General features: G+C 71.1%; 10 protein-coding genes. 8 read left to right on the plus strand and 2 right to left on the minus strand.

The genetic code is table 11. The features are described 5' to 3' along the window. Positions 1-152 precede the first annotated feature (152 nt). Together GA0070617_RS14750 and GA0070617_RS14755 are read right to left on the minus strand one after the other, a co-directional pair. Entirely contained in the window at positions 153-857 is a 705-nt protein-coding gene (locus GA0070617_RS14750; protein WP_091437831.1) for a YoaK family protein, read from the minus strand. Between the two features lie 154 nt (positions 858-1,011). Next, a complete protein-coding gene (locus GA0070617_RS14755; RefSeq protein WP_091437834.1) occupies positions 1,012-2,424 on the minus strand; it encodes a cellulase family glycosylhydrolase in 1,413 nt (470 codons plus the stop codon). 373 nt (positions 2,425-2,797) lie between these two features. On the opposite strand from GA0070617_RS14755, the gene araB reads away from it, so the two are divergent. The 8 genes from araB to GA0070617_RS14795 all read left to right on the plus strand — a co-directional run bounded on the left by araB (position 2,798) and on the right by GA0070617_RS14795 (position 12,721). Continuing rightward, complete coding sequence (gene araB, locus GA0070617_RS14760; RefSeq protein ID WP_091437837.1) at positions 2,798-4,495, plus strand: ribulokinase; 1,698 nt, start codon at positions 2,798-2,800, stop codon at positions 4,493-4,495. Positions 4,496-4,624: 129 nt separating this feature from the next. Next, entirely contained in the window at positions 4,625-5,305 is a 681-nt protein-coding gene (locus GA0070617_RS14765; RefSeq protein WP_091437840.1) for an L-ribulose-5-phosphate 4-epimerase, read from the plus strand. A gap of 148 nt (positions 5,306-5,453) precedes the next feature. Beyond that, positions 5,454-6,458: an ABC transporter substrate-binding protein gene (locus GA0070617_RS14770; protein ID WP_091437843.1), complete on the plus strand. Its 1,005-nt coding sequence runs from the start codon at positions 5,454-5,456 to the stop codon at positions 6,456-6,458. Positions 6,459-6,525: 67 nt separating this feature from the next. Next, a complete protein-coding gene (locus tag GA0070617_RS14775) occupies positions 6,526-8,070 on the plus strand; it encodes a sugar ABC transporter ATP-binding protein (RefSeq protein WP_091437846.1) in 1,545 nt (514 codons plus the stop codon). Continuing rightward, positions 8,067-9,137: an ABC transporter permease gene (locus tag GA0070617_RS14780; protein WP_091437849.1), complete on the plus strand. Its 1,071-nt coding sequence runs from the start codon at positions 8,067-8,069 to the stop codon at positions 9,135-9,137. Before GA0070617_RS14775 ends, GA0070617_RS14780 begins: the two co-directional genes overlap by 4 nt. Continuing rightward, positions 9,134-10,126 (plus strand): galactofuranose ABC transporter, permease protein YjfF, encoded by a 993-nt coding sequence (yjfF, locus tag GA0070617_RS14785; protein WP_091437852.1) that lies wholly within the window; start codon positions 9,134-9,136, stop codon positions 10,124-10,126. The genes GA0070617_RS14780 and yjfF overlap by 4 nt, the downstream gene beginning before the upstream one ends. Before the next feature lie 31 nt (positions 10,127-10,157). Further along, positions 10,158-11,660: an L-arabinose isomerase gene (gene araA, locus GA0070617_RS14790; RefSeq protein WP_091437855.1), complete on the plus strand. Its 1,503-nt coding sequence runs from the start codon at positions 10,158-10,160 to the stop codon at positions 11,658-11,660. A gap of 35 nt (positions 11,661-11,695) precedes the next feature. After that, a complete protein-coding gene (locus GA0070617_RS14795; protein ID WP_091437857.1) occupies positions 11,696-12,721 on the plus strand; it encodes a LacI family DNA-binding transcriptional regulator in 1,026 nt (341 codons plus the stop codon). The last annotated feature ends 34 nt before the right edge of the window (positions 12,722-12,755 follow it).

The raw sequence follows: 12,755 nt of genomic DNA on the forward strand, positions 1-12,755 counted from the left end.
AGACGCCCAGAGGGTATGAGCTGCGGTTTCACAAGGGAAGGGACGTCCGGTACTTCTGCGCCGTCCAGCCGGGGCCCTCGACCGCAGGTGACCCGTACCGAGCCCGACCGGGCGGTCCGACCTGGCCGGACGGCTCTGGTGCGGCGCGGGGTTCAGTCGACGGCCGGCGACGCGCCCGCCTGACGCGCGGCGGCCAGCTCGGCCCGGCGGACCACCGCGACCAGGCCGGTGCCGGTGGCCAGCAGCAGGCCCGCGACCAGCAACGCCACCGCGCCGTTGACGTGCAGGGTCAGCAGCGCGGCGACCAGCGCGCCGAGGCCCATGGTGACGATCGCGGCGAATCGCCGGGCCCAGGACAGGCCGGTCCCACCGGCGGCGCGGCTGTCGGTGGAGAGGTTCACCATCGTCATCGTGACCACCACCGTGGAGAGGTCCCGGATGCCGATGTGCTTGACCGCGGCGGCCTGGGCACCGAGCAGCAGGGCCAGCAACCCGGTGGTGACCAGCAGGACCGGCGTGTCCAGGGTGCCCACGGCCAGCCAGAGGCAGGCCAGCACGAGGGTCACCACGGCCCCGGCGACCAGGACGGCCAGACCGGAGCGGGGCAGCTTCGCCGGCCCCGGCGCACCCCGGGTCAGTCGGGCGGCCAGCACCGCACCGAGCATGAAGGCCAGCAGCGCGACCAGGTTGTTGAGCACCGGCAGGCCGGACACCCCGGCCAGGCCGAACCCGATGAACAGCACGTTGCCGGTCATGTTGCCGGTGAAGACCCGGTCCAGGGCGAGGTAGCTGACGCCGTCGATCGCGCCGGTGGCCATGGTCAACACCAGCAGCGGTACGTCGTAGGTCCTGACCATGAGCCTTCCGAAGATCAGCGGTACCGGCCGCGCCCGGCGGCCCGTCCTCCGACGGCCCCTCGGAGAAGGCCCGTGAGCAGGCAGATCGTAACGCGCCGGGGCCCGGCCTCCACGGGGGAGGCCGGGCCGGGTCGGTGTGCCCGACGCGTCGCGGTCAGCTGGTGGGGAAGTTGTCCGGGGTACGGATCCGGTTGCGCATGAAGGCGCCGCTCTCGGTGAGCACCGACGTGCCGGTGAACGAGCTGCCGTTGCAGGTGCCCGGACGCAGCGCGGCGCTGCCCTCGGCCTTGTCGGAGAAGGTCCAGTTGGCGTAGCTGATCTTCAGCCGGTCCAGCAGGTCCAGCCAGACGGTGCTGCTGGCCAGGTCGGCCGCGCCGTCGCCGGTGTAGTCGACGGTGCCGAACTCGGTGACGAACATCGGCAGCCGGGCGGCGGCCCGCTCCAGCTCGGCCCGGTAGTTGTCCCGGTGCGAGGCGGCGTAGAAGTGGAAGGCGTACATCACGTTGCTGGCGTTGACCGGGTTGTTGATCACCTCGGTGGCGTTGCCGCCCTCGGAGACGCCGAGCGACGACCAGGCGCGGGTGCCGACCACGATCACCGCGTCCGGGTCGTTGGCGCGGATGACCGGGATGACCTGCTCGGCGTAGTTCTTGATGGTCGACCAGCTGACGCCGTTGGGCTCGTTGGTGATCTCGTAGATCACGTTGTCCTTGTTGGCGTGCCGGGCCGAGACGGCCCGGAAGAAGGTCTTGGCCCGCTCCAGGTTGAACGTCGGGTCACCGGGGGTCAGGGTGTGGAAGTCGATCATCGCGTACATGCCCCGGGCGGTGGCCTTCTCGACCAGGTCGTTGACCCGGGCGGTGAAGCCGGCCGGGTCGGTCTCGTAGCCGTCCTCCTGGACGTACATCGCGATCCGGAACAGATCGGAGTTCCAGTCGGTGGCCAGCGCGTCCAGCGCCGGGTCCTGGTAGCACCTGGGGAACCACTGGATGCCGTGGCTGCTCATGCCGCGCAGCTGGATCGGCTTGCCGTACTGGTTGCACAGGTTGGCCCCGCACACCCGCAGCTTGCCGTTGATCGCCGCCGGCGTCTGCGCGGTCGGCGGCGGCGGGGTGGTCGGCGGGGTGGTGGGGCCGGTGGTCGAGCCGGTGCAGGTCACGCCGTTGAGGGTGAACGAGGTCGGGGCCGGGTTGCTGCCGGAGAAGCTGCCGTTGAAGCCGATGTTCGTGGTGGCGCCGGTGGCCAGGGCGCCGTTGTAGCTCAGGCTGCGCGCGGTGACCGCGGCGCCGGACTGCTCGAAGGTCGCCGACCAGCCCTGCACGACCCGCTGGCTCGACTGGCCGAAGCTGAAGCCGAGGGTCCAGCCGTTCACCGCGTCGCCGAGGTTCTTGATGCTGACCGAGGCGGTGAAGCCCCCGTCCCAGCTGTTGGTGGTGTACGTGACGGCGCAGCCGGTGGCGGCCATCGCGTTCGTCGCGGGCAGCAGGGCCGACGCGCCCAGGGTGAGTGCGCAGACGACACCCGTGGCGAGCAGGCCACGTCGGGACGTCCGGGGGATTCTGGTCATGGTGGGACGGTCTCACTTCCGGTGGGGGACTGCCGGTACGGGAGCGCTCCCAGCGCAGCTTAGAGTGGACGTAACGAGCACGCAACATCTGCATGCGTCGAAGTCTTCGCCCCGGAGTGTCGGGCCGGGGCCGACTCGGCTCGGTGTCGATCGAGGGTGATCGGTCGATGATAGCGCTCACACTCAGCGAGGTCACGGTTGGGTCACTGTTGGTCAGGGTGTCCGCGACGGGTCGTCGCGCGGCCCGGGGGCGGCAGTAGCATGCCGGCCGCCGTACGCCCCCGACGGGTTTCCCGAATGTTGCGACAGACGTCTTGACGGGTTCCTATGTGAGCGCTAACACTAGTCCGAACGCGTCAGCGGAGGTTGCAGAATGAGCGTCACGGTGGAGCCCGACGACCGGTACGTCGTCGGCGTCGACTACGGCACGCTGTCCGGCCGGGCCCTGGTGGTCCGGGTCGCCGACGGCACCGAGGTCGGCACGGCGGTGCACCCGTACCGCAGCGGGGTGATGGACACCCGGCTGGCGGTCGACGGCCGGCAGTTGCCGGCGGACTGGGCCCTGCAGGACCCGGACGACTACCGGGACGTGCTGCGGCACGCCGTGCCGGCCGCCCTGGCCGACGCCGGCATCGACCCGGCGCTGGTGGTCGGCGTCGGCATCGACTTCACCGCCTGCACGGTGCTGCCCGCACTGGGCGACGGCACCCCGCTGTGCGAGCTGCCCGACCTGCGCAACCGTCCACACGCCTGGGTGAAGCTGTGGAAGCACCACGCCGCCCAGCCGCACGCGGACCGGATCAACGCCCTGGCCCACTCCCGGGGTGAGCCCTGGATCGGCCGGTACGGCGGCAAGATCTCCGCCGAGTGGCAGTACGCCAAGGGCCTGCAGCTGCTGGAGGAGGACCCGGAGGTCTACGCCCGGGCACAGCGCTGGATCGAGGCCGCCGACTGGATCGTCTGGCAGCTCTGCGGCGTCGAGACCCGCAACGTGTGCACCGCCGGCTACAAGGGCATCCGCCAGGACGGACGGTACCCGTCCCGGGAGTACCTGGCCGAGCTGAACCCCGACTTCGCCGACTTCGTCGACAAGATCGACGGCCCGTTGGCGCAGCTCGGTGACCGGGCCGGCCGGTTGACCGCGGAGGCCGCCGGGTGGACCGGGCTGCCCGAGGGGATCGCGGTGGCCGTCGGCAACGTCGACGCCCACGTCACCGCCGCCGCCGCGCAGGCCCTGCCGCCCGGCCGGATGGTCGCCATCATGGGCACCTCGACCTGCCACGTGGTCAACGGCACCGAGCCGGCCGAGGTCGCCGGGATGTGCGGCGCGGTCGACGGCGGGATCAGCGCCGGCAGCTGGGGCTACGAGGCCGGGCAGAGCGGCGTCGGGGACATCTTCGGCTGGTTCGTCGAGCACGCCGCCCCGGCCGGGTACGCCTCCCACGAGGCGCTCACCGCCGCTGCCGCCGCCCAGCCGGTCGGCGCGCACGGGCTGGTGGCCCTGGACTGGTGGAACGGCAACCGGTCGCTGCTGGTCAACCACGACCTGAGCGGCGTCATCGTCGGGCTGACCCTGGCCACCCGGCCCCCGGACGTCTACCGTGCGCTGCTGGAGTCCACCGCCTACGGCACCCGCATGATCATCGAGGCGTTCGCCGAGGCCGGGGTGCCGGTCGACGAGCTGATCGTCGCCGGTGGACTGACCAGCAACACGCTGCTGATGCAGATCTACGCCGACGTGACGCGACGTCCACTGGGCATCATCGGCTCGGCGCAGGGGCCGGCGCTCGGCTCGGCCATCCACGCGGCGGTGGCCGCCGGGGCGTACCCGGACGTGCCGGCCGCCTCGGCGGCGATGGGGCGGGTGGACCGGGACGTCTACCGACCCGACCCCGAGCGGGCCCGGGCCTACGACGAGCTGTACGCCGAGTACCGGCGGCTGCACGACCACTTCGGCCGGGGCGGCGACGACCTGCTGCTGCGCCTGCGCGCCATCCGCAACGCCGCCCGGCGGGCGGCCGACCACACCCCGGCCGACCCGGCCGCGACCCCCCTGGAGGTGGTGGCATGAGCGAGCGAATCACCGTCGTCGGCGGCCCGATCGACGCCGAGCGCAGCGAGGTGGTGGCATGAGCGAGTCTTGCGAGCGAATCGTCGGTGTCGTGGTCCATGGCGACGCCGAGCGCAGCGAGGTGGCGGCATGAGCGGCGAGGTGGACCGGCTGCGGGAGCAGGTCGCCGGCCTGCACGCCGAGCTGGTCCGGTACAACCTGGTGGCCTGGACCGCCGGCAACGTCTCGGCCCGGGTCCCCGGGCGGGACCTGATGGTCATCAAGCCCAGCGGGGTCTCCTACGACGACCTGCGCCCGGACAACATGATCGTCTGCGACCTCGACGGGGTCGTCGTTGACGGCGACCTGTCACCGTCCAGCGACACCGCCGCGCACGCCTACGTCTACCGGGCGATGCCCGACGTCGGCGGGGTCGTGCACACCCACAGCGGGTACGCCACCGCCTGGGCCGCCTGCGGCGAGGCCATCCCGTGTCACCTCACCGCCCAGGCCGACGAGTTCGGCGGGGAGATCCCGGTCGGCCCGTTCGCCCTGATCGGCGGGGACGACATCGGCAAGGGCATCGTGGCCACCCTCGCCGGGCACCGCTCCCCGGCGGTGCTGATGCGCAACCACGGGGTCTTCACCATCGGCCGCGACGCCCGCGCGGCGGTCAAGGCCGCGGTGATGTGCGAGGACGTGGCCCGGACCATGTACCTGGCCCGCACCCTGGGCCGGCCCGTGCCGATCGCGGGCGAGGACGTCGACTCCCTCTACGACCGATACCAGAACGTGTACGGGCAGCCCGGCGCCACGGTCACCGCGACCTGAGGCCGCCTGCCCCGCGACACCACCAGCCGCACACCGGTCGACGGCACCACCACGCCGTCGGCGATCCCCACGTGCCCCCGTCGTCCCCCAACGGCGGACCAGGGCCCGACACCCCTCACCACACCACACCTCGGCAAGGAGTATCCACATGCTCAGGACCGGTACGTACACCCGGCGCGGGTTCGGCGCGATCCTCGCCGCCGGCCTGCTGGCCAGCGGGCTGGCCGGCTGCGGCAACAGCGACACCGGCGGCTCCGGCGGTGAAGCCGGCAGCGACAAGATCGTGCTCGGTTTCTCCCAGGTCGGCGCGGAGAGCGGCTGGCGTACCGCCAACACCACCTCGGTGAAGGAGGCCGCAACCGAGGCCGGCATCGAGCTGAAGTTCGACGACGCCCAGCAGAAGCAGGAGAACCAGATCAAGGCGATCCGCAACTTCATCCAGCAGAAGGTGGACGTGATCGCCTTCTCGCCGGTGGTGGAGTCGGGTTGGGACACCGTGCTCAAGGAGGCCAAGGACGCCGACATCCCGGTGATCCTCACCGACCGGGCGGTCGACTCGGCCGACAAGACCCTCTACAAGACCTTCATCGGCTCCGACTTCGTCAAGGAGGGGCGGCTCTCCGGTGAGTGGCTGGTCGAGGAGAAGAAGGCCGCCACCGGGCCGGTGAACATCGTCGAGCTGCAGGGCACCACCGGCTCGGCGCCGGCCAACGACCGCAAGAAGGGCTTCGCCGAGGCCATCGCCACCAACCCCAACCTGAAGGTCGTCGCCTCGCAGAGCGGTGACTTCACCCGGGCCGGCGGCAAGCAGGTCATGGAGCAGTTCCTCAAGGCCAACCCCAAGATCGACGTGCTCTTCGCGCACAACGACGACATGGGGCTGGGCGCGCTGGAGGCGATCACCGCGGCCGGCAAGGTGCCGGGCAAGGACATCACCATCATCACCATCGACGCGGTCAAGGACGGCATGCAGGCCCTGGCCGACGGCAAGTTCAACTTCATCGCCGAGTGCAGCCCGCTGCTCGGCCCACAGCTGATGGACCTGGTCAAGAAGGTCCACGCCGGCGAGAGCGTGCCGGAGCGGGTGGAGACCGAGGAGACCACGTTCACGCCGGAGCAGGCCAAGGCGGCGCTGCCGACCCGCAAGTACTGACCGGCCGGGGCCGCCGCGCCACGCGCGGCGGCCCCGCCCCGGGCCAGAATCACGAAAGGTCGGTGGGATGTCGCAGCCGCGTCCGGTCCTGACGATGACCGCGATCAGCAAGATCTTCCCGGGAGTACGCGCCCTCGACGGCGTCGACTTCCGGCTCTTCCCCGGTGAGGTGCACGCCCTGATGGGCGAGAACGGCGCCGGCAAGTCCACCCTGATCAAGGTGCTCACCGGGGTGTACGGCACCGACGCCGGCACCATCGCCCTCGACGGCGAGCAGGTCTCGTTCGCCGGTCCGATGCAGGCCACCGCGGCCGGGGTGAGCACCGTCTACCAGGAGGTCAACCTCCTGCCGAACCTCTCCGTGGCGGAGAACATCTTCATCGGCCGCGAGCCGCGCCGGGGCCCGGCGGTGAACTGGCGCGAGATGCGTCGCCGCGCCACCGAGCTGCTGGCCCGCATCGACCTGCGCATCGACGTGACCGAGCTGCTGGGCAGCTACTCGCTGGCGGTGCAGCAGATGGTGGCCATCGCCCGGGCGATCGACGTCCGGGCCCGGGTGCTGATCCTCGACGAGCCCACCTCCAGCCTGGACGCCGACGAGGTCGCGCAGCTGATGCGGATCATGCGTCAACTGCGCGACGACGGCATCGCGATCCTCTTCGTCACCCACTTCCTCGACCAGGTGTACGGCATCGCCGACCGGATCACCGTGCTGCGCAACGGCCGGCTGGTCGGCGAGTGGCCCACCGCGCAGCTGCCCCAGCTCGCCCTGGTCGAGAAGATGATCGGCAAGGAACTCGACGCCCTGGAGAGCATCGACGCCGAGGCCGGGCACGATCCGGCGGCGGTCGCCGCCGGCACGCCCCTGGTGGTGGCCGACGGGCTGGGTCGCACCGGCTCGGTGGCGCCGTTCAGCCTGACCATCCACGCCGGTGAGGTGGTCGGCCTGGCCGGGCTGCTCGGCTCGGGGCGTACCGAGGTGGCCCGGTTGTTCTTCGGCGCCGACCGGGCCGACCGGGGGCAGCTCACCGTGGACGGCAGTCCGACGGCGATCCGCAACCCGGTGGCGGCGATCGAGCGGGACATCGCCTTCTGCTCGGAGAACCGGCGCACCGAGGGCCTGGTCGGTGAGCTGACCGTACGGGAGAACATCATCCTGGCCATGCAGGCCGCCCGGGGTTGGCTGCGGCCGGTGCCCCGCCGCCGGCAGGACGAGCTGGTCCAGCGTTGGATCGGGGCGCTGAGCATCCGGCCGGCCAACCCGGACGTGCCGGTGCGCAACCTCTCCGGGGGCAACCAGCAGAAGGTCCTGCTGGCCCGCTGGCTGATCACCGAACCCCGGTTGCTGATCCTGGACGAACCGACCCGGGGCATCGACATCGGGGCCAAGACGGAGATCCAACGCCTGGTGGTCGAGCTGGCCGACGGCGGCATGGCGGTGCTGTTCATCTCCGCCGAGCTGGAGGAGGTGCTGCGGTTGAGCCACACGGTCGCGGTGATGCGGGACCGGCAACTGGTCGCCACCCTCACCAACGACGACACTCTCGACGCCGAGCGGGTCATGCACGCCATCGCCAGCGGCGACCGGCAGGAAAGCGAGGTCCACCCGTGAGCGCGGTTCGGGACCGGTTCGCCGCGGCCAGCGGCCACCGGCTGTTCTGGCCGTTGGTGGTGCTGGCGCTGCTGATCGTGGCGAACACCGTCTACCGGCCCAGTTTCCTCTCCGTCGAGCTGAAGGACGGCCACCTCTACGGCAGTCTGATCGACATCGTCCGGCTCAGCGCGCCGCTGATCCTGGTGGCGCTGGGCATGTCCCTGGTGATCGCCACCGGCGGCATCGACCTGTCGGTGGGCTCGGTGGCGGCGGTCAGCGGCGCGGTGGCCTGCCTGTACATCAGCAAACAGCCCGACCAGAACAGCCTCGGCGGGGTGTTCACCGCGCTGGCCCTGGCCTTCGGGGTCGCCCTGGTGCTGGGGGTCTGGAACGGCACGCTGGTGGCGGTGATCGGGATCCAGCCGATCATCGCGACGCTGATCCTGATGGTCGCCGGCCGGGGCCTGGCCCAGCTGATCGCCGAGGGGCAGATCATCACCATCAACAGCGAGCCGTACCGGACGATCGGGGTCGGGCACCTGCTCACCCTGCCGTTCGCCATCGTCGTCGCCCTGGTGGTGACCCTGCTGGTGGCGGTGCTGACCCGGCGGACCGCGCTCGGCATGATCATCGAGGCGGTCGGCGGGAACGCCGAGGCCAGCCGGCTGGCCGGCATCCGGTCCCGGCGGATCACCCTGCTGGTGTACGTGGTCAGCGCGGCCTGCGCCGCCGTCGCCGGCTTCATGATGACCGCCAACGTCTCCAGCGCCGACGGCAACGCCGTCGGCCTCTGGGTGGAGCTCGACGCGATCCTGGCCGTCGTCATCGGCGGTACCGCGCTGGCCGGTGGCCGGTTCTACCTGGGCGGCACCATCGTCGGCGCGCTGATCATCCAGACCCTGACCACCTCGGTGTACGCGATGAGCATCGACCCGCAGACCGCGCTGCTGTTCAAGGCGGTCGTGGTGATCGCGGTCTGTCTCATCCAGGCCCCCGCGTTCCGGGCCCGGCTGCGGCGGCGCAGGACACCCCCGCCGCCGCCACCGACCGCCGTCGAGACGCAGAAGGAGCAGGTGCCGGCATGACCACGACCCCCCTGGCGGCCCGCGACGCGAAGGCGTGGTGGCGGGTGCCGCAGCGGCACGTGCCGGTGCTGGCCACCCTGGCCCTGCTGCTGGTCATGTACGGCATCGGCGTCTCTCAGTACACCGCCTTCTCCAACATCCAGGTCATCTTCAACATCCTCATCGACAACGGTTTCCTGCTGATCGTCGCGGTCGGCATGACCTTCGTGATCCTGACCGGCGGGATCGACCTGTCGGTCGGGTCGGTGGTGGCGATGACCGCGATGGTCTCCGCCTCGCTGCTGCGCTCCGGGCTGCCACCGGCGCTGGTGCTGGTGATCGCGTTGCTGATCGGCCCGACCCTGGGCTTCGCGATGGGCTGCGTCATCCACTTCTTCGACATCCAGCCGTTCATCGTGACCCTGGCCGGGATGTTCTTCGCCCGGGGGCTGTGCACCTGGATCAGCGCGTCGTCGATCCCGATCACCGACGGCTTCTGGACCTCGATGGCCCAGGAACGGATCCGGATCGGGGAGAACTTCGTAAGCGTCAGCGTCCTGATCACGCTGGTGGTGGTCCTGGTGGCCGCCTTCGTGCTGGCGTACACCCGGCTGGGTCGCAACGTGTACGCCATCGGCGGCAACCCGCAGTCGGCGTTGCTGATGGGGCTACCGGTGGGCCGTACCAAGATCGCCGTCTACACGATCAGCGGCCTCTGCTCGGCCATCGGTGGCATCGTGCTGTCCTTCTACACCCTCTCCGGGGCGCCGCTGATCGCCGTCGGCATGGAACTGGACGTCATCGCCGCGGTGGTCATCGGGGGCACCCTGCTCACCGGCGGCTCCGGCTACGTGTTCGGCACGGTGCTGGGGGTACTGGTGCTCGGCGTGATCCAGACGTTGATCACCTTCGACGGCAGCCTCAACTCGTGGTGGACCAAGATCGTGATCGGCGCCCTGCTGTTCGCGTTCATCCTGCTCCAACGCCTCGTCGTCCTCCGCAAGAAGTGACCACCCGTCCGTTGATCGGAAGGCAGTATCCATGACCAGCTCATCACCGGCCGAGGTCTGGTTCCTTACCGGGAGCCAGGGCCTCTACGGCCCGGAGACCCTGCGTCAGGTGGCCGAGCAGTCGCGGCAGATCGCCGCGCGGCTCGACGCCGACCCCGCCATCCCCGCCCGGGTGGTCTGGAAGCCGGTGCTCACCTCCAGCACCGAGATCCTGGCCGTCTGCCGCGACGCCGCGGTACAGGGCGCGGTCGGGGTGATCGCCTGGATGCACACCTTCTCCCCGGCGAAGATGTGGATCTCGGGACTGGACGCGCTGCGGACCCCGCTGCTGCACCTGCACACCCAGTCCAACGTCGAGCTGCCCTGGGCCGAGATCGACATGGACTTCATGAACCTCAACCAGGCCGCCCACGGCGACCGGGAGTTCGGGTACGTGCAGTCCCGGCTCGGGGTGGCCCGCAAGACCGTCGCCGGCCACGTCAGCAACCCGCAGGTGGCGGCCCGAATCGGCGCGTGGACCCGGGCTGCGGTCGGGCACGCGGAGCTGCGTACGCTGCGGCTGGCCCGCTTCGGCGACAACATGCGGGACGTGGCCGTCACCGAGGGCGACAAGGTCGAGGCGGAGCTGCGGTTCGGCGTCTCGGTCAACACCTACGGGGTGAACGACCTGGTGGCCGTCGTCGACGCGGTGCCGGCGGCCCGCGTCGACGAGCTGGTCAAGGAGTACGACGACAGCTACCGGCTCGCCGCCGAGCTGCGCAACGGCGGGGACCGGCACGACTCGCTGCGCTACGCGGCCCGGATCGAGGCGGGACTGCGCGACTTCCTCGACGACGGCGGGTTCCGCGCCTTCACCACCAACTTCGAGGACCTGGGTGGGCTGCGGCAACTGCCGGGCATCGCGGTGCAGCGCCTGATGGCCGACGGGTACGGCTTCGGCGGCGAGGGCGACTGGAAGACCTCGGTGCTGGTGCGCACCCTCAAGGCGATGTCGGTCGGCACCGAGGGCGGCACCTCCTTCATGGAGGACTACACCTACGACCTGACCCCCGGCCAGGAGGTGATCCTCGGCGCGCACATGCTGGAGGTCTGCCCGAGCATCGCGGTCGACACCCCGACCGCCGAGATCCACCCGCTGGGCATCGGCGGCCGGGAGGACCCGGTCCGGCTGGTCTTCGACGCCCGTCCCGGTCCCGCCGTGGTGCTCGGCCTGGCCGACATGGGGGAGCGGTTCCGGCTGGTCGCCAACGAGATCGACGTGGTCGACCCGCCGCAGCCGCTGCCGAAGCTGCCGGTGGCCCGCGCGGTGTGGCGGCCCCGACCGAGCCTGGCGACCTCGGCGGAGTCCTGGCTGATCGCCGGCGCGCCGCACCACACCGTGCTCTCCCAGGCCGTCGGGGTGGAGGAGCTGCACGACCTGGCCGAGATGGTCGCCACCGAACTGGTGGTCATCGACGCCGACACGCGCCCCCGCCGGTTCGCCCAGGAACTGCGCTGGAACCAGGCCTACCACCGGTTGGCCCGGGGCTTCTGACGCGGCGGCACCCGGGCACGGGAAGGGGTGGGCAGATGGGGCAGCAGCCGGTGGTACGGGCCGCGGTGATGAACGACGTCGCGCGCCTGGCCGGGGTCTCCCACCAGACCGTGTCCCGGGTGCTCAACAACCACCCCAGTGTCCGACCGGAGACCCGGGAACGGGTGCTGCGGGCCGTGCACCAGCTCAACTACCGGCCCAACGCGTTGGCCCGGGGACTGGCCGGCCGGCGGTCCCGGGTGATCGGCGTGATCAGCTTCGACACCATCCTGTACGGGCCGGCGGCCACCCTGCTCGGCGTCGAGCGGGCCGCCCGCGCGGCCGGGTACGGCATCAACATCGTCACCCTGGAGCAGCTGGACCGGGTCGGGATGACCTCGGCCGTCGACGCGTTGACCGAGCAGTCGGTGGCCGGGATGGTCATCATCGCCCCGATGATGACGGCGGCGATCGCCGTACCCGGGCTGCCCACCGGCGTACCGGCGGTGGTGGTGGAGGCCGGCGGCGCCGCCGGTGAGCTGCCCAGCATCTCGGTCGACCAGGTCACCGGGGCCCGGTTGGCGGTGGAACACCTGCTGGAGTTGGGACACGAGACGGTCTGGCACATCGCCGGCCCCCGGGACTGGTTGGAGGCCCGGGACCGGGTCGACGGGTGGCGGCTGGCGCTGGAGGAGGCCGGCCGGCGGGTGCCGACGGTGGTGCCCGGTGACTGGAGCCCCCGGGCCGGGTACGAGCTGGGCCAGCGGTTGCTCGATCGGCCGGACGTTACCGCCGTCTTCTGCGCCAACGACCACCAGGCGCTCGGCCTGCTGCGCGCCCTGCACCAGCGGGGTTGCCGGGTGCCCGAGGACGTCAGCGTGGTGGGCTTCGACGACATCCCGGAGGCCGAGTACCTCTCACCGCCGTTGACCACCGTCCGGCAGGACTTCGACGAGGTGGGTCACCGGTGCGTGGCCGCCCTGTTGGAGCTGCTCGACGCGGGTGGGTCCGGCGGCCGACCGGTACGGCCCCAGGTCGCACCGGTGCTGATGGTCCGGGACAGCACCGGCCACAGCCGCTGACCTGCGTGGGTCTTGACGGCAGGTGTTTGTGACG

It is taken from the genome of Micromonospora yangpuensis (assembly GCF_900091615.1).
Classification (GTDB): domain Bacteria; phylum Actinomycetota; class Actinomycetes; order Mycobacteriales; family Micromonosporaceae; genus Micromonospora; species Micromonospora yangpuensis.

What these genes read in the sequence shown, in the direction of transcription:
- araB (WP_091437837.1), top strand. Translation starts at nt 2,798, where the DNA reads ATGAGCGTCACGGTGGAGCCCGACGACCGGTACGTCGTCGGCGTCGAC.
- araA (WP_091437855.1), top strand. Translation starts at nt 10,158, where the DNA reads ATGACCAGCTCATCACCGGCCGAGGTCTGGTTCCTTACCGGGAGCCAG.
- GA0070617_RS14775 (WP_091437846.1), top strand. Translation starts at nt 6,526, where the DNA reads ATGTCGCAGCCGCGTCCGGTCCTGACGATGACCGCGATCAGCAAGATC.
- GA0070617_RS14770 (WP_091437843.1), top strand. Translation starts at nt 5,454, where the DNA reads ATGCTCAGGACCGGTACGTACACCCGGCGCGGGTTCGGCGCGATCCTC.
- yjfF (WP_091437852.1), top strand. Translation starts at nt 9,134, where the DNA reads ATGACCACGACCCCCCTGGCGGCCCGCGACGCGAAGGCGTGGTGGCGG.
- GA0070617_RS14755 (WP_091437834.1), bottom strand. Translation starts at nt 2,424, where the DNA reads ATGACCAGAATCCCCCGGACGTCCCGACGTGGCCTGCTCGCCACGGGT.
- GA0070617_RS14750 (WP_091437831.1), bottom strand. Translation starts at nt 857, where the DNA reads ATGGTCAGGACCTACGACGTACCGCTGCTGGTGTTGACCATGGCCACC.
- GA0070617_RS14795 (WP_091437857.1), top strand. Translation starts at nt 11,696, where the DNA reads ATGGGGCAGCAGCCGGTGGTACGGGCCGCGGTGATGAACGACGTCGCG.
- GA0070617_RS14765 (WP_091437840.1), top strand. Translation starts at nt 4,625, where the DNA reads ATGAGCGGCGAGGTGGACCGGCTGCGGGAGCAGGTCGCCGGCCTGCAC.